At 61.6% G+C, this 16,788-nt stretch carries 16 protein-coding genes; 2 read left to right on the forward strand and 14 right to left on the reverse strand.

Annotated elements, in window-relative coordinates; all coding sequences use genetic code 11:
- Positions 1-70 precede the first annotated feature (70 nt).
- A complete protein-coding gene (locus ACSQ3G_RS19100; protein WP_436111142.1) occupies positions 71-1,162 on the forward strand; it encodes a 4-oxalomesaconate tautomerase in 1,092 nt (363 codons plus the stop codon).
- Between the two features lie 253 nt (positions 1,163-1,415).
- Here the strand turns inward: ACSQ3G_RS19100 and ACSQ3G_RS19105 are convergent, their stop codons facing one another.
- Both ACSQ3G_RS19105 and ACSQ3G_RS19110 read right to left on the reverse strand, forming a co-directional pair.
- Positions 1,416-2,309: an arginase family protein gene (locus tag ACSQ3G_RS19105; protein WP_436111143.1), complete on the reverse strand. Its 894-nt coding sequence runs from the start codon at positions 2,307-2,309 to the stop codon at positions 1,416-1,418.
- Between the two features lie 181 nt (positions 2,310-2,490).
- Positions 2,491-2,742 carry a VOC family protein gene (locus ACSQ3G_RS19110; protein WP_436111144.1) on the reverse strand — a complete coding sequence of 84 codons (252 nt, stop codon included), beginning with the start codon at positions 2,740-2,742 and terminating at the stop codon, positions 2,491-2,493.
- Here ACSQ3G_RS19110 and ACSQ3G_RS19115 point away from each other — a divergent pair.
- On the forward strand, positions 2,642-3,445 hold the full coding sequence (locus ACSQ3G_RS19115) for a tautomerase family protein (protein WP_436111145.1): 804 nt from the start codon (positions 2,642-2,644) through the stop codon (positions 3,443-3,445). The two genes, ACSQ3G_RS19110 and ACSQ3G_RS19115, sit on opposite strands and share 101 nt — an antisense overlap.
- Before the next feature lie 365 nt (positions 3,446-3,810).
- Here ACSQ3G_RS19115 and ACSQ3G_RS19120 read toward each other — a convergent pair whose 3' ends face one another.
- The 12 genes from ACSQ3G_RS19120 to ACSQ3G_RS19175 all read right to left on the reverse strand — a co-directional run bounded on the left by ACSQ3G_RS19120 (position 3,811) and on the right by ACSQ3G_RS19175 (position 16,781).
- A complete protein-coding gene (locus ACSQ3G_RS19120; protein WP_436111146.1) occupies positions 3,811-4,701 on the reverse strand; it encodes a creatininase family protein in 891 nt (296 codons plus the stop codon).
- 58 nt (positions 4,702-4,759) lie between these two features.
- Positions 4,760-5,140, reverse strand: a complete 381-nt coding sequence (locus tag ACSQ3G_RS19125; protein WP_436111147.1) for a cupin domain-containing protein — start codon at positions 5,138-5,140, stop codon at positions 4,760-4,762.
- Between the two features lie 48 nt (positions 5,141-5,188).
- Complete coding sequence (locus ACSQ3G_RS19130) at positions 5,189-6,478, reverse strand: NAD(P)/FAD-dependent oxidoreductase (RefSeq protein ID WP_436111148.1); 1,290 nt, start codon at positions 6,476-6,478, stop codon at positions 5,189-5,191.
- Between the two features lie 65 nt (positions 6,479-6,543).
- On the reverse strand, positions 6,544-7,260 hold the full coding sequence (locus tag ACSQ3G_RS19135) for a GntR family transcriptional regulator (RefSeq protein ID WP_105404514.1): 717 nt from the start codon (positions 7,258-7,260) through the stop codon (positions 6,544-6,546).
- A gap of 131 nt (positions 7,261-7,391) precedes the next feature.
- Positions 7,392-8,885 carry an amino acid ABC transporter permease/ATP-binding protein gene (locus tag ACSQ3G_RS19140; protein ID WP_436111149.1) on the reverse strand — a complete coding sequence of 498 codons (1,494 nt, stop codon included), beginning with the start codon at positions 8,883-8,885 and terminating at the stop codon, positions 7,392-7,394.
- Between the two features lie 4 nt (positions 8,886-8,889).
- Entirely contained in the window at positions 8,890-9,987 is a 1,098-nt protein-coding gene (locus ACSQ3G_RS19145) for an NAD(P)H-dependent amine dehydrogenase family protein (protein WP_436111150.1), read from the reverse strand.
- A 25-nt stretch (positions 9,988-10,012) separates the two neighbouring features.
- Positions 10,013-10,720: an amino acid ABC transporter permease gene (locus tag ACSQ3G_RS19150; protein ID WP_436111744.1), complete on the reverse strand. Its 708-nt coding sequence runs from the start codon at positions 10,718-10,720 to the stop codon at positions 10,013-10,015.
- A gap of 17 nt (positions 10,721-10,737) precedes the next feature.
- On the reverse strand, positions 10,738-11,574 hold the full coding sequence (locus tag ACSQ3G_RS19155; RefSeq protein ID WP_436111151.1) for an ABC transporter substrate-binding protein: 837 nt from the start codon (positions 11,572-11,574) through the stop codon (positions 10,738-10,740).
- A 102-nt stretch (positions 11,575-11,676) separates the two neighbouring features.
- Positions 11,677-12,603: a dihydrodipicolinate synthase family protein gene (locus ACSQ3G_RS19160; protein WP_436111152.1), complete on the reverse strand. Its 927-nt coding sequence runs from the start codon at positions 12,601-12,603 to the stop codon at positions 11,677-11,679.
- A 2-nt stretch (positions 12,604-12,605) separates the two neighbouring features.
- A complete protein-coding gene (locus tag ACSQ3G_RS19165; protein ID WP_436111153.1) occupies positions 12,606-13,976 on the reverse strand; it encodes a dihydroorotase in 1,371 nt (456 codons plus the stop codon).
- A gap of 4 nt (positions 13,977-13,980) precedes the next feature.
- Positions 13,981-14,640, reverse strand: coding sequence for an aspartate/glutamate racemase family protein (locus ACSQ3G_RS19170; RefSeq protein ID WP_436111154.1), 660 nt, complete (start codon positions 14,638-14,640; stop codon positions 13,981-13,983).
- A gap of 548 nt (positions 14,641-15,188) precedes the next feature.
- On the reverse strand, positions 15,189-16,781 hold the full coding sequence (locus ACSQ3G_RS19175) for a gamma-glutamyltransferase family protein (RefSeq protein WP_436111155.1): 1,593 nt from the start codon (positions 16,779-16,781) through the stop codon (positions 15,189-15,191).
- Between the last annotated feature and the right edge of the window lie 7 nt (positions 16,782-16,788).

The raw sequence follows: 16,788 nt of genomic DNA on the forward strand, positions 1-16,788 counted from the left end.
AAGGCCTAGCGCATTTTGCAACAACGGAAACGATTGATGCGATTTGCTGAATAAAGGAACTGCCCGCGACATGAATGACCTGATGGCCATCCCGTGTGTTCTGATGAGGGGAGGCACCTCTAAAGGGCCGTTTTTTCTCAGCAACGATCTACCCGGCAACATCGCTGCGCGCGACGAGGTCTTGCTTGCGGCGATGGGATCTGGACATCCTCTACAGATCGACGGAGTGGGCGGTTCCAACCCCGTGACCAGTAAGGTGGCCATAGTTGGTCCTTCAGATCGACCAGATGCAGATGTCGAGTATCTTTTTGCCCAAGTCAGCGTACTTGAGCGCCGCGTGGATACATCGCCCAACTGCGGGAACATGCTCGCGGCAGTTGGCCCTTTTGCCATTGAGGCAGGTCTTATGCGAGCCTCGTCACCTCTTACTGTCGTGAGGATTTACAACGTAAACACCAACACGCTGATCGAAGCTGAAGTGCAGACGCCCAATGGACGGGTATCGTATCAGGGAGACGCATCAATCGATGGCGTTCCGGGAAATGCAGCCCCCGTTTCCCTCACGTTTCTCGACGCGAGTAATCCGGACACAGGCAATCTCTTCCCCACCGGAGCAAAGCTTGACGAGATCGGGGGAGTATCCGTAACCTGCATCAATGCGGCAATGCCCATGGTTTTGCTGCTCGCCGCCGACGTCGGTGCCACGGGTTACGAGACAGCAGCAGAGATCAACCGGAACATGGATCTGCTTGCAAGGATCGAGTCTATACGTCTGGCGGCTGGTGAACGAATGGGGCTGGGAGATGTTGCCGATCGGGTCATCCCAAAACCGGTACTTCTCGCACAACCGCGAACAGGCGGAGATCTTTCCGTAAGGTACCTAATGCCGCATACCTGCCACCCTGCCCTGGCGAGTACGGGCGCGGTCGGAATTGCGACGGCATCGTTACATGAAGGGACCCTCGTGTCGGGTCTCCGGGGGATCAAAAACCCTCCAGCGACCGTGAGTATCGAGCATCCTAGCGGGAAGATCGAGGTGCGATTTAGCTTTCGCAACGGGATCGCCGTGGCAGGCATCCTGAGGACGGCGCGACGCCTGTTCGAAGGACGGATTCTGGTGCCTTCGGAACCATATGCTCGGCCTCTGGTCCACGTCGCGTAATTGTCGGAGGCGATGCGTCGGCTCAGATGGTCCGATCATGGAGGTTTAGAGACCATTCGGACTGATGAGCCCCGGGTGTGGAAACTGCCCAGTCTCAGGTGAGCCGGATTTCTATTCGCCGCCAGGAGTATCCGTGCCAGTGTAACCATCGACAGGTTTCATGGATGCGGCGTTTGCAGCGATTTCAATTGGGGTCGGTCGATATTGCATTCCTGCCGCCTATTTTCACGATCATGTATCAACCGAAGCAGCGTTAACTCGCAACAGTTCCGAGTGTTGCGGCCAGCACGTCGGCTAGGCCGCGCCCAGCGCTGCCATCCTCGTCGAGACGCGGATTGTAGATGGTGACCTCGATACCAACGGCCTTGCCGCTCCCCATGGCAATCCGCAGCGCCATCCCCAACTCGTCCCACGACAGCCCGCCCGGGACACGAAAATCGACTGCTGGCATGATAGAGTCGTCAAGGCAGTCGGCGTCCAGATGGATGAAGAAGCCTTCGAGTTCCGGACGCCGCAAATGGTCGACGGCATTGCGCGTCGCGACTTCGATTCCCACCTTGCGCACGGTGGGAAGATCGAGCGCCCTAAGTTCCTTGGGAAGCGGTTGGCTTCCGAACTCTTCCTGATCCTTATGATCGCGATAGGCGAGCGCGACGACGTCGTCCGATCGCACCAGCGGGCCGCGGCCCTCAATGTTGGTCAGGAGCGTCGGCCCGTGTCCGGTCGCGAACGCAAGATCCATTGACGCACCCTCGCCGTTGGGTTCGGCCTCGGGCTGGAAGAAGTCGGCGTTGCCATCGATAAAGAGCAAACCGTAGCGGCCGCGCCGTTTCAGGGCGAGCATCGAGCCTAGCAGGATCGTGCAGTCGCCGCCCAGCACGACGGGAAACTCGCCCGCGTCGAGCAACGTCTCGACCGCGTCAGCGAGCTCGGGCGACCACCTCGCGATCGCCTCGGCATTGAGGGTTCCGGTCTCCGGATCGGGCGCTGGATCTTTTGGCGGCACCGCCAGCCGACCGGCGCGACGCGCATTGATCCGCTCCGCAAAACCCAATTCCAAGAGCCGATCGGGCAATCGTTCCACTCCGTCTGTCGCCAGGCCCAGCGTGGAGGGGGCTTCGAGGATAGCATAGGAATAGCTCGGCATCTGCGCCTCCTGTTTTGCACCGCCATGAGTTCCTTGCATGATGCAAACAAATAATCGCACCGCAAATCTTTTGGGCGCGCTCGCACCCGAGGACCACCGGCCATACGCTCGACAATCTCCGCGCTCAATTCGGCTTCGCCAGCCACCTGTTTCAAATCCCGACCGAAGTGCTGGGCGCTGCCTAGTTTGTCGCGATGACGATGCGATTGCCCTCGCTGTCACGGAACTCCGCAAATCGTCTGCCAGGCTTCCACGGCGCTTCCTTTGGATCCGTGATGATCTCAACGCCTTGAGACCTAAGCGAAGCAATGGTCAAATCTATGTCGGAGTCGATGAGCACCAGAGCGGGAGATGCGCTGGGCTTGTCATTTCGCGACGTTCGAATTGCAGGGTGGTTTCGGCATCCGGAAACTTCAGCTCGATCCACCTCCATCCGTCATCCTTGTAAGATTTGTCGACCAGGCCTCGCCCGGCTGAGGGCGGAACTCCAGCAGATCGCCGATCCGGTCTATCTCAGCCAGATCAGCTCGGTGGCGGCAACAATCGTCGGCAGCTCCGTGGCCGCTCTCGCACTCAGCGAACGACTGCCCGACGGATTCGCCTTGGCTGCGCTTCCGATCGTGCTGGGTCTTGCGCTGTTCCAATATCGCAGGACAAAGGTCCCACGTCTAAAATGGCTGATTGTCGATCCGATCCAAGCCGACCGCCAGACTCGTTCCAAGAACCCCTTTCGAAGGAGAACTGCAATGCCCATGACACGCATCTCGCTCAAGACGGGCAAATCCCCCGAATACCATCGCGCCTTGATGGAGCAGATTTACCTCGCAATGCGCGAAACCTTCAATGTTCCCGAGGAAGACAGGTTCATGACCCTGACCGAGCACACCAGCCATCAGTTCGATTTTGGTGCCGACTACCTCGGCATTCACCGCTCGGACGAGCTCGTTATGATCCAGATTACGGCCAACAACACGAGGAGCCTCGCGCAAAAGAAGGCGCTTTATGCCAAAATTGCCGAACGGCTGGCGGCCGACCCCGGTGTGAGGCCGGAAGATGTTCTGATCAATCTGGTGGAAGTTCAGACGGAAAACTGGTCCTTCGGACAAGGTCAAGCCCAATACGCTCCGGTAGACTGAAAGGCGCGCCGGGTTTGGTTGCAGGGCACCGTGCAATTCGTTTGTCCGTCCGGCTAGATGCCGCTCGCTGACTGCTGCAACCACCTGTCCGGCGGCCGGTCCGCTATCGGTGCAGATGGTAACATGCGCCTGCAGGGTCTCAAACATTTCCGGCTCCAGCATCCAGGCGATAGCCGCCGGATCATGCAGGCAGGCGCCCTTTGAGCCGTAGTTGATCAGCGGATGCGCCGCTTCCCTGGCGACGGTGGTATCAAATCGCCTGAACCTTACGTATCGTATCATCCGTCACGGTCGCCTGCGAGTAACATCGAGGCCGATCATGGTGATCGGAATACCGCTGTCGAAGGCGCTAGCCTTCGGCGAGGTCAGCTTGCTTGTTTTGCATTTGAGATCTCACGCGTAAGTCTCGGCGAGGCGGCGTCACGAGCGATTCCCAGCCGCAACGGTGTACGGGCGAATGCTTCCAAAAATGCTGCCAGCCCCCTAACCGTCGCTTCGAGGATCAGGGCCCCATTTTCCATGGTAGCCTTTGCCGGATCGCCGAAATAGCCGCAGTCGTCGGCCTGGAAGATCGGTGGCCAACCGGCCCCGAACGCGGTGATCGGATCGTCCGCGTGGCCCGGCGCGATCCAGGGCTGTACCAGGCGCGCCGGAAGCCCTTCGATCGCCGATCGGACCCGTTCGCGCGCTTCCGGAGAGGTCAATGCCATCGTCAGCGCCGCCTCCTGTTCGCAGGCATGGCCGGTGCGCAGCAGTGCGCCCTTCAGAAGGGGCATCCAGTCTCTTTCGCCCGGTGCGAAATAATCGACCATGCCAACCGCATATCCGTCAGTCACCATCTGGGCGCAGAGCGAGCGCAACGGCGCCGAGTTGCCCCCATGGCCATTGACGAAGACGACGCGCGGAAATCCGGAATCCAGGATGGACCGTGCGGTATCGGCAAGAACCGCCAGATAGGTTTCCAGCCGTAGGCTGATCGTGCCCGGATGGCTGAGGTGATGCGGCGAGAAGCCAACGGGAATAGCGGGCGCCACGACAATTTCCACCCTGGTTACGCGGCTTGCCGCGAGTTCGGAAACGGCGGCCGAAAGCAGCGTATCGGTCTCCACGGGAAGGAAGTCGCCGTGCTGCTCGATCGCACCGGTCGGCACCACGACCAAAGCACCGGCATCCCGCTTCGACGCCAGCTCCGCACGCGTCAATTCGGCCCATATGAAAGAAGACGGTGCAAAATGCCTGGGTGCAATGCCTGTCATGTCCGGAACCCTCGCGGCTGGAGTAGCGGGCGGCAGCTTATCCCCGCCCGCACGGAAATTACATGTCACCCGCTTCTTTCGAAGGGTTGGCGCAGACGGCGATCACGAGGCCGGCCTCGCCGATGATGTGGCGGTAGCGGTAATTCACGGGCAGGTACATCGCATCGCCAGGCTTGAAGATGTGCTCCTCGCCGGTCTCCTCGACGATCTGCTTCGACCAGCCATGCAGGCAATAGAGGATCACCTCATGCACGCCATCGCCCTCGACCATGGTGTCGAAGTGCGGCATGTAAGTTGTGATGTGGAAGGAAATCGACGAGCCGTGCAGCTTCCTTGTGATCAGCCGGTGGCTGAACTCCTGGTCCGGATGCACCCAGGTCAGCGCGACCTGTTCCTGGCGAGACCACTTGATCTTGCCGCCAACCCTTTCTTCGCTCATGTCATGACTCCTTGATTGCAAAATTGGATTTCCAGACGTGTGGCGGCTCTATCGGAACCGCGCTTCGAAAGCGTCCCGGACCTCCCAGACCGGCAGGATGAGATGCGGTCCAAGCCCGGATATGCGGCTGAAGGGAATCGGCCGCGGAGCGGTCAGCGGCAAGGTCAGGTCAGCGTCCGCCGTCCGGCCGGCAAGCCAGGGGCCAATTTCTCGCCCGAGAGCCGTCGTCAGTGCTACGCCGCGGCCGTTGCAGCCGATCACCGCGTAGATGCCGGGTTTGATGCGCATCATCCGCGGCAGAAAATCCAGCGTACCGGCGATGATCCCGGTCCATGAATATTCCACTCTGACTTCCGGGAGATCCGGAACCATGCGGCGAAGACGATTTGCAAAAAGCCTGCGGGCCAACGCCATTCGTCCAGGCAGCGGCGGCACCATACCCCCGGTCACCAGCCGTCCGTCAGGAGACCAGCGCAATGCGAAGGTATGACGGCGCGTATCGGCAATCGGGGCCATGTCAGGCAACACGGTCGCACGAAGAGCCCGGGGCAACGGCTGGGTCGCGATCTGGAAAACGCGGGCGGGAATGATCGACGCACGCAGCTCCGGCAACAGGTTGCCGATCAGCGCATTGGTGGCCATGAGCACGCGGCGGGCGCGAACCTCGCCACCCGCAGTCCGCACGCGCCAACCCTGCCCATCGGGTTCGATGCTCTTTACGGAACTGTCGCCGAACAGTCGCACGCCCGCCGATATGGCAGCGCGCGCGAGCCCGTACGCATAGGCCAGCGGCGTTATCTGCCCGCCGGAAGCCACTCGTATTCCACCATGCAGCGACGGCAGCCCGGTGCGCTTGAGCATGGCATCGCGATCGAGCCATTCGGCATCGACGCCCGCCGAGAGCAGCCGCGGCATGCGACCGTGAAGCACTCCTTCCGCCGCACGCGAATGTGCCGGCTGCAACCAGCCGTTCTGCACAGCGTCGCAGTCGATCTCGTGGCGCTCGATCAGGTCGAACACCGCCTTGCCGGATTCGGCGACGAGCTTCAGCAAGCGTCCCGCATGATCGGTGCCGAGCGCCGCCACGACCTCGGCAGGGCCGAGCGACGTCTTGAGGCTTGGAACCACGAAGCCGGTATTGCGCCCGGATGCCCCGAAGCCGGGCTGATGACTCTCGAGCAGCACCACGTCGAGCCCCGCTTCGGCGGCGTGCAGGGCGGATGAAAGGCCAAGGAATCCCGCACCCACGACCACGACATCGGCGGTGATCGCGTCCGTCAGCTTTGCGCATTTGGGCGCGGCTGGCGTAACCGCCTCCCACAATGACCCGACTTCCATCTTCATTCCTGTTCATGCGGGACCTTGGCCCGCGCCTTCAAAATTTCGGTGCGGATCTCCCAGCGCTAGAGGTTGATCAGGTCGTACCCTCGCCCCGTTGCAAGCGCCTGGAACAGGCCCTGGCGGGTCTGCTCGTTGTGACGGATCATGATTTCCCGCGCCGCTGCCTGGTCACGGCGGGCCAGGGTTTCCACGATCTGGTGGTGGGAGACGTTGGTCTCGTTGTTCACATCCCGCAACTGGGCGCCGAGATAGAAGAAGCGTTCCAGCGCATCGATCTGATGGGTGAGCAGCTGGACGAGCCTTCCATTACCGGTCGCTTCCGCAATCGCCAGATGGAATTCGCGGTTGGACCTTATGAACGTAGCCAGACTGAGCTCCTCGCCCTGATTGTAGGTCGCATCGGCCAGGGAATTCAGGCGATCTATCTGCTCCGGCGTCAGCTTCGTACAGGCGAGCTCGGCCGCTCCCGCTTCCAGGATGGTTCGCACATCGAACAGTTCGTCCATGTCTGCAAACGTGATCGGCGTGACCTGGTAGCCACGGCGCGGAAAGGACCTGACCAGTCCCTCCTGCCGCAAGGCGGCCAATGCCTCGCGGGCCGGCGTCTTGGATATGTCGAAGCGCTCCGCGACTTCGGCCTCGTTCAATTCCTGACCTGGCCGGATGACGCATGTCAGAATCTGGGTTCGCAGCGCATCATAGACCTGCTCGGTCAGCGAGGCCGGCTTTGCCGGCTGCACCACGCGCCGCCTCTTCCTGATTGGGGTTACCTCACCCATGCATTCTCCTATATGTAACTCAGCGTTTCGGCCTGCAATCCAGCGATTGTTCAAGCAGATATGCACGTCCAAAGCGCAACGGATAGACAGCGTTCCTTGCCGGCAAGCAATTCCACATGGCTTATCCCTGACTATTCGCGAGACAGAAAGGCACGAAAGTAATCAGGCGCTTCATCGTTGAAAGCCTGCTCGCGCGGCAGATCCATCAGAAGTCGCCCACGCTCCATGTAGACGATACGATCGGCTATTCGTCGGGCAAAGCCGATCTCGTGGGTGACGATCACCATCGTCAAACCCTGCCTCGCCAACTCAGCCATCACACCCAGCACGCCCCCGGTTGATTCCGGGTCCAGCGCGGAAGTGGGTTCGTCGAAAAGCAGGGCATCCGGCTTCATCGACAATGCCCGGGCAATGGCGACGCGCTGGCGCTGCCCGCCGGACAGTTCCACGGGATAGGATTGCGCCTTGTCACCAAGACCGACCTTGTCGAGCAGCCCGTCCGCAGCCGCCAGTGCTTCCGCCCTCGCAATGCCGAGAAGCCTGCGCATGCCGAGAGCAACGTTCTGCCGCGCCGTCATCGTCGGAAACAGGGCAAAACTCTGGAACACCATGCCGATGCGCCGGCGGCGCTTGTCAAGCTCACGCTCCGGTCGCGGGATGTGGCGGGCCGCGTCGGCCCACGGCAGGCTTTCGCCAGCAAGCAGGACATCGCCGCTGTCCGCCGGCTCGATCCAGTTCAGCGCGCGCAGCAGCGTGCTCTTGCCCGACCCCGACGGTCCGAGGATGACCACGACTTCACCCTTGCCGACGGAAAGCGAGACATCGTCCAGTCCCTTGATCGGCCCGAAGCTGCGGGTGAGGTTGCGCGCCTCGAGCACCGGGTCGCGACGAGAAGGCGCATCCGGTCCCAGGCCGCCTCGCACCACGCTGCGCTCGACGATCGGCGGCGGTGCGGATACGTGACTGGAGGTCTTCAGCGCAACCGCCTTTTCTATCCGGTGCTGGATCAGCATCCAGATCGTCAGGATGACGAGATACCAGAGCGCGACGGCCAGATAGACTTCCAGCGCGCGGGTGGTCGACTGGGCGAGTTGCTGGGAGACGCGCAGGAGCTCGGCGAAGGAGATGGCAGCGAGCAGCGATGTTGCCTTGATCATGTAACTGAAATTGTTTCCGAGCGGTGGTATGATTGCCCTTATCGCCTGCGGGAACACCACCTTGAGGAAGATCTGCCAGTGATGAAGTCCCAGCGCCAGGCCTGCCTCGCGTTGATCGCGCGAGACGGACATCAGGCCGCCGCGCACGATATCGGCCATGCGGGCCCCTTCGTTCAGGCCCAGTGACAGCAGGCCGGTTGCGATCAGGCTCAAGGGAACGCCCATCTGCGGCAGTGCAGAATAAAAGAACAGGATCTGCGCCAGGAGCGGCGTGCCCTTGAACACCCAGATGAAGCAGAGTGCCGGCCAGCGCAGCAGCTTGGGCGCCGCCAGCATGCCTGCCAGGACAAAGCCGAGGACCGTTCCAATCGTCTGAGCGACGACGGCAACCCAGATCGTCACCCAGGCCGCCTTCAGCAGCAGAGGCGACTGAACGATATCCAGGAATATGCCAGCGTCGAAACCCACGAAATCAGACCCTTCTCGTCACCGGCAGGTAACCGGGCTTCGCCTGGCGCGACGGATCCACCGCGTAGCGCGAAACGCCGCGCACGGTGCCGCCCGTAGGCAGATCCAGCGGCGACACGAGACCCGGCTGGGCCTCGGCCAGCGGCACGATCGTATTGGCCATGATATTGGCCGCACCGAACAGCGACTGCATGGCAGGCTTGATCGACATCTTCACCGGCATGGCGCCGTCGATCTCGATACGGTCTTCCTCGACGAGATTGAACTTTTCCGGCTGGTAGTACATGGCAAGCGAGGTGCTGAGCACCTCCCTGCCCTGATCCAGCGCCCGGGCACGCTGGGTGATGCCGATGACACGGCCGGGCGGCAGGATGCCGAGCGTCGGGTCGCCGCTGTCGACCTCGAAATCAGCCGTTTCCAGATCCCATGCCTCGGTAATCTCATCGATCTCCAGATTGAGGGCATCTGCGATGCGGATCAGCGATTCCGGCGCACCCATGTGACCCTCGACGCGGCCATTTGCGATCCGACGGTTGAATTCCTCGGGCGTCAGGCCGTATCCGACATGCTCGATATCCCCTGGCCCCGTGCCGGTGACGTCGATGCAGCGATGGATGGTCAGGCGTTTTACGGCGCTGGTGCCGCGCGCCAGAACCAGCGGAAGCACATCGTAGGAAAAACCGGGATTGATGCCGGTGCCGGTGATCGACACACCGTTAGCCCGCGCCGCGCTGTCCAGCGCTTCAGCAAACTCGCCATAGCGAAGGCCGGGATAGAACATGGATTCGGCAGCCGACACCACATTGAGGCCTGCATTCAGGGCATCAAGCAGTTGCTCCTTGATAAGGTGAGGCTTGGACTCCGTCATATGCACCAGCACGTCCGGCTTCTCTGAAATTCCGGCGAGCGCCGAAGCGAGATCGCCGACAATCTTTACGCTGCCGAAACGCTGATAGCCCGTGACGTCGGCCAGCGTGCGGCCGATCTTCGCGGCATCGGCGTCCACGGCCGCGACGATCTCGACGCAAGGATAGTCGGCTTCGAGTACGCGCAGCAGTCGCCCGCCCATGGCGCCGACGCCGAACAGAACAGCGGTCTTCATTCAGTTTCTCCGCAATACGAGTGTCTCAACCTTTCGCCACCGGGGTCGTGACGTTGGTCATGTTTCGTTTGACGTTGCCGGCTGCGGCGTAACGTTCGAGCTGGCTCTGCACGATGATCCAGGCGGAATACATCAGCAGGTACCAGAAAGCGGCGACCGCATAGAGTTCGACGACAGCGTAGGTTTCGTTGATGGCGGTTCGCGTGACGCGCAGAAGCTCGCTGAAGGAAATGACCGAAAGAAGCGATGTGGTGCGCATCATCGAGGAAAATTCGTTGCCGAACGGCGGCAGGATCAACCGCACCGATTGCGGCAGGATCACGTGCAGCATGGCTCCGAGCCAGCTCATGCCCATGGCCCGGGCGGCCTGCATCTGGTCGGGGGGCACGCTCTGCAATGCACCGCGTATGATCTCGGACATGTAAGCGCCCGAGTAGCAACCGAGACCGATCAACCCCGCCTCCAGCACCCCGAGCCGGATGCCGAGCTGGGGCAAGCCGAAATAGAGAAGGAAAAGCTGGACCAGCGGCGGCGTGCCACGCCAAAGCCAGACCCAGGTCCCTGAGAATATCCGCAAGACCCTGTGCCGCGACAGGGCACACAGCGCCAGGATCAACCCGATCACGGTTCCGATCGCCTGCGCCGCGATCGCGACCAGCAGGGTGACGCCAGCCACGGTGGCAAACCGTGGCTGGGCCAGATAATGCAGGAATGTCTCGACCGAGAACTGCATCGTCAACCTATATCAGATCACTGCGGGTTGAGGACGAATGCATCGACCGGAGCCACGCCCCATTTCTGGACGATCTTGTTGTAGGTGCCGTCCGCGCGCATCGCTTCGAGCGCCTTGACGATCATGTTCGCCAGCTCGGCATTGTCCTTCAGCGTCGTGATCGCAAGGCGGTTGGCCGCGTTGCCGGTGAACGCCATGTCGAAGGGCGCCTTGCTGGTGGAGATGTAATAGGCTGCCTGCGGGTCGTTCAGATAGGCCGCATCGACCTGCTTGGTCACGGCCGCCTGGATGGCTTCCGAGTTGGAATCGAAGGCGCGGATGTCGATCGCCTTCTTTCCGGCGGCAACCATGCGGTCGCTCTGCGCCTGAAGGTTCTTGTTGGTCGTACCGCCAGCTGCGACCGAAACGACCTTGCCGGCCAAACCGTCAAAGCAGGCATTGTAGCTCGCGGGCACGCCGATCTTACCTTCGCACGAAATGCCGCCCGGATTGCCCTTCGGAACCATCATGCCTTCACCCCATTGAACATAGGCGATCATGTTCATGATCTTCAGGCGGTCCGGGTTGATGAAGATCGCGGTGCAGAGGCTGTCGAAGCGCTTTGCCTGGAGGCCGGGGACCAGGCCGGGAAACGCAAGGTTGGTCCATTCGACTTCCTGCCCAAGGCGTTTTCCGATCTCACCGCACATGTCCACATTGAGGCCGTCCTTCTGGCCATCGGTGCGGATGAACTGGTTCGGAGCCGCGGCGAAATCTGCGGCAAACGAGATCTTTCCCTTGGTGAGGGTCGGCTCCGCCAGCGCGGAGGTCGTCATCATGGCAAGGAAAGCAACGCACAGTGTTTTTTTCATCATGTCATTCCCCTTTTTGTTGGTTCGATTTTACTTACTGATTTATTTCCACGTATTGCGCACCGCACCAAAGCGGCGGCTTGCGTCCGGTAAATCCGTAATCCATCAGCCCAGCTCCGCGAGGCGTTTCTCCTGGCGGCGAAGCAGCCGCTCCACTTCGGCCTGCGCCAGCGCATCCAGTTGAGCGCCCGGCTGGCGTTGCGCGGCCGAGGCAATCGCGCCACGCTTGGCCAGCACGTATTTGCGAACGGCAAGCCCGACGCCGGGCTGCTGTTCGTACCGGACGAGCGGCAGGTAGGCATCGAAAAGGTCCTGAGCACGATCCATCTCGCCGCGACCCGCCAGATCAGTAACCTGCACCAGCATTTCCGGGAAACCGAAGCCGGTCATGGCGCCATCGGCGCCGCGCGCGACCTCTTCCGGCAGGAAGACGCCGCCATTGCCGCAAAGCACGGAAATGCGCCGTCGACCCTTCTTTTCCGCATCGCGAAGCTTCGAGATTTTCGACAGGCCCGGCCAGTCCTCATGCTTGAGCATGACGATCTGCGGCAGGTCGTCGATCAAGCGCCCAAGCAGATCGTCGCTGATCTGCACCGTCGTCGCCAGCGGGAAGTCCTGAAGCACGACCGGCACGTCCCTGCCCAGGAATCCACAGGCCTGGCGGTAGTAGTTCAGGATCTGCGCGTCCGTGCGCAGGCTCATCGGCGGCGCGATCATCACACCGGCAGCACCCTGTGCCATCGCCTCGTGGCTGACCTCGGCGAGCGCCGCGAGACCGGGCGACGAGACGCCGACCACGATCGGCCTACCCTGCGCCCGTGCGATGACGCGCTGGATGACTTGTCGGGACTCGGCGCCCGTCAGCTTGGGCGCTTCGCCCATCATGCCGAGAACGGTCAGACCATCGGCACCCGCCTCCAGGTAGAAGTCTGTCACGCGGTCGAGGCTATCCAGATCGAGCGATCCGTCATCCCGGAACGGAGTGGCCGAGATCACGAAGACGCCGCGCACCTTTTCGTCAAGACGTGCCATCGTCAGTCCTTTTCGGTCGCATACCAGCCCGCGGTGGCGCGCGGTACGAATTGTCCGCTGCCGGGGCTGTTGAGAATGTCCTTGCCGTCCCAGACGAGCTGCCCGCGCAGCCAGCTTGCCGCCACGCGGACCGTGAAGGTCTCGCCGTGGAAGGGGCTCCAGTTCAGGCCGTCATGAGAGGCCGTCTCGTCCCAGACGAACGAACCCTGTTCGAGTGCGACTAGGTCGGCATCGCGGCCGACGACGATCGCGCCCTTGCGGTCGTCGATGCCGAAGAAGCGGGCGGGACGCTCAGCCAGATATTCGGCACTGAGGCGCGCAGCGTCGAAGCCACGCGCTTCGGCAGCCGTGAAGAACGCCGGGAAGAGCGTCTCGAGGCCGGGAACGCCTGCACCTGCATCGAAGATCGAGCCGGTCAGCTTGTTGTCGATCGGCCAGCTCGAATGATCGGAGGAAACGAATGCCACGAGGTCGTCGGAAATCGACTGCCACAGGCCATCGATAGCAGCCGAACGGATGGGCGGGTTCACCTTCATCCGCGCTCCGAGCCGATCGCCGTCGCGCGCGGCATCCAGCCAGAGATAGTGAACGCAAAGCTCGCCTGTTGCCGCAGCACCAAGTCCGGCGACCGCTCCGGTCAGGCGAAAGCCCGCTTCCGTCGTCAGATGGACCGGATGGACATGCGCGCCACTTGCAAGGCCGAGAGCCAGAAACTGGCCGGTCGCCGCCAGCTCGGCCGCCTCCGGCCGTGCTTGTGCATGCGCAACGATCCCGTTGCGGCCAGCCGCCTTCGCCTGCGCGATGCGAGCCATGACGATCTCCTGATCCTCATTGTGCAGCCCGAGCGGAATGCGCGTCGAAGCCAGCGACTCCATCAGGTCGAGCGCTAGGTCCTCGCCGATCCGCGGGAAGCGCACGGGATTGCTCTCGAACGACGAGATTTTGAAGGCGACAACGCCGCCTTCGATCAGCGCCACCAAGTTGGCCGTGCCCGTCTCACGGGTCGCCGTTCCATAAAGCGCCATGTCGGCATGAGAATAAGCTGCGATCGCTGCGACCTTGGCATCCAGACGCTCCGGCCGATCAAGCGGTTCCGGATTGTCATACGGCATGTCGACCAGCGTGGTGACCCCTCCTGCGATCGCCGAGCGCGTCGTGTCGGCGATGCCGGGGAGGCCCTTGTAGCTTGTCGCATGGGTTTGGCCATCCACCACACCGGGGAGGATAAGCGCATTCCCACGGTCGTCGATGCGCGCGGCTGCAGGCGCCTCGCCCGTTCCGACAGCGGCTATGCGACCGCCGGAGATCGCGACCCAGCCGTTTTCCAGGATGCCATCCGGCACCACAACGCGACCCTTGACGACAAGCTCCACCGGATCATCCCCTAGCGAAATATTGGAGATCGAGCGCGTTGATCGCGGCCGCAACGGCCGCCTGAACGGGATCGACGACCGGCACGCCCAACTCCTGCTGCAGCACGGGACGATGACCGCCCATGCCGGCACAGCCGAGGATCACGACACCGGCACCCTCCGTTTCCGCCATCAGCTTCGCGGTGCGCGCGACCGACGCGCCGGCCAGGTTCAGGTCGTTCGCTTCCGCCACGGACATGTTGACAGCCCTGTCCGCTGCGAGACGCGCAGTCAGGCCCAGCCGTTCGATATGGGCCGCATGGCGAGCAACCGAAGAAGCTCCAAGCGAGACGACGCCGAAGCGCGGTGCGAGCTGCAGGGCAGCATAATATGCAGCCTCCGCGATGCCGACCACCGGTCGGCTCGTCGCCGCTCGCGATGCAGCAACACCCGGATCGGAAAAGCAGGCTACGACGAAGGCATCCGCATCGCTTGCAGCGATCGCGTCGACGACCATAGGCGCGACAAGCGCCACATCCTCGTCGGTCTCGATGCCGATCGGCGCATCGGGAAGGCGATCGCATACGATCGTGTGCCCCGTCACCGCCTGCAACGGCGCGATGCTTGCCGCGATTGCCTCGGTCACCTTCGCCGAACTGTTCGGATTGAGAACAAGAATTTTCATCACAGCCCTATTCGATAATCACGGCGAGCCTCCAGTATCTTCTGTAATATGTCAATTGATATTTTTATAGCGTATTTTTCGAAGTTGCCCGTATTTTCATATCATTAGCTGATCATGAATTCGGCATATGCCTCAAAATGCTGCCTACGCAGTCATCAAATACCTCGCCTCGGACAGCACCTTCGGGGTACGGCTGCGGTTCAGGTGGCGTGAAGGCGTGCGCTTTGCCGCCAAGCATCCGAGGCTATGCCTCCCAGTTCACGATGGTGGCGGGATAGAATCTCGTGGCGGGAATGTGAAAGAGGTCGGCGATCGGTCGTGGAGACGAAACGCTGTGTCGCGCTGATTTGAAACGCGATGCTCCGCTCTCGCCTTCGGATAGGCTTCGGGGAGTTTTCTGCCGATTGTTGATTGCAATAGCCGAACCTGTGACATCGCCGGAGGCCGGGGGCTAAGGTTGGGACTCCCTTGAGCCATTCCCCCAGCCGCCATCGATATCGAGATCGGTGCTCCGCCAATCGATGATAACGGCTGGCGTCCTACCGCGATTAGTATCCCAAGGCGCAACCGTCCTTGCGATGATCCGACGCGCCGTGAAGCGTTCCCTGTTCCCAATCGATCCATATGGCCTGGGCACCGCCAATGGCCCAGTTCGGCGGCTGCACTTTGAAGCCCCTGGCCGTAAAATAGTCGCCGGCAGACTGGCGAAGGCTTTCTTCCATCTCGACCGTTGCCGTTCCCGGTAGCGGGAAGAGGCGCGGGAGGTCGATGGCGCTCTGAATGTCGAGGCCATAATCGATCAGCTTGGAGAGGAACTGGGCATGCCCCATCGCCTGGTAATGGCCGCCCATGACACCAAAGGACATCATCGTTCGCCCGCCCTTCGTCACCATGCCCGGGATGATCGTGTGCATCGGTCGCTTGCGGGGGCCTATGGCGTTGGGATGCCCTTCTTCCAGTACGAAACTTTGGCCTCTGTTATGAAAAAGCACGCCCGATTTCGGCGCCATCAAGCCGCTTCCGTAGGGGTGGAATATCGAATTGATGAAACTCGCGGCATTGCGATTTTTGTCGACGACTGAAATGTAAACCGTGTCGGAGTGTTCGACGCCGCCGAGGATGGTCTTGGCATCCACTGGGGCCTTGCGGTCAATCTTTGCGGCAAGTTCATCGGCAAGCTCATCGGACAGGAGAAAGTCGACAGGAGTTTCGGATGTGGAAGCATCTGCGAGCCATCTGTCGCGCGCCGCATAAGCCAGTCTCGTCGCTTCGACCTCTACGATGAGGTTTTCAGGATCGAGCGGATTTCCGGCTGGTGCGAAGCGCTCCAGTACCTTCAGGATCAGGAGCGCGATTATGCCTTGACCATTGGGTGGACATTCATGGACGTCCCAGCCCCGATAGCTGGCGCTGATCGGCTTCACATACTCGCCGCCCGCGGTGGCGAAGTCCTCGGTCGTATGAAGGCCGCCATGCGCGGCAAGATGAGAAACCATCTCTTCGGCGATGCCGCCACGATAGAAGGCATCGCGGCCCTCGCGCCCTATGGCTTCAAGCGTGCCAGCCAGCTCTGGCTGATATTGAACCGCGCCGACGCGAGGGGCCTTGCCGTCAACGAGGAATAGGCGCCGACAAGATGGATCGCGCTTCAGCAACTCCTCCTGGTGCGAGATGTCGGCGGCGACGCGCGGCGTTATTCCATAACCCTCGCGTGCGAGCGATATTGCCTGCGACAGCACGACTTCCATCGGCATTCGACCGTGATCTACAACGAGCCGAGTCCAGGCGTCGACGGCGCCGGGCACAGTCACGGCATGCGGCGAAAATCGTTCGATCGTCCGGATTCCCTGACGCTGGTACCAGGACAGATCCGCAGCCGCGGGCGTTCGTCCCGATCCGTTGAAGGCGACCACGTCAGCCCCGCCATTGGTGCTCAGGAGAGCGAAGCAATCGCCGCCGACGCCGGTTGAACCCGCTTCGACGACGCATTGGACAGCGCAAGCCCCGACGGCCGCATCGATAGCGGCGCCTCCCGCCTTTAGGATTTCAAGCGCGGCAAGCGTCGCCATCGGATGTGAGGTCGCTGCCATTCCATTGCGGCCGATGGCGACCGATCGTCCCGGTTTTTCAAAATTCCGCATGATGGAC

Origin of the sequence: Neorhizobium tomejilense, assembly GCF_964254135.1 — a bacterium.
Classification (GTDB): Bacteria; Pseudomonadota; Alphaproteobacteria; order Rhizobiales; family Rhizobiaceae; genus Neorhizobium; species Neorhizobium tomejilense.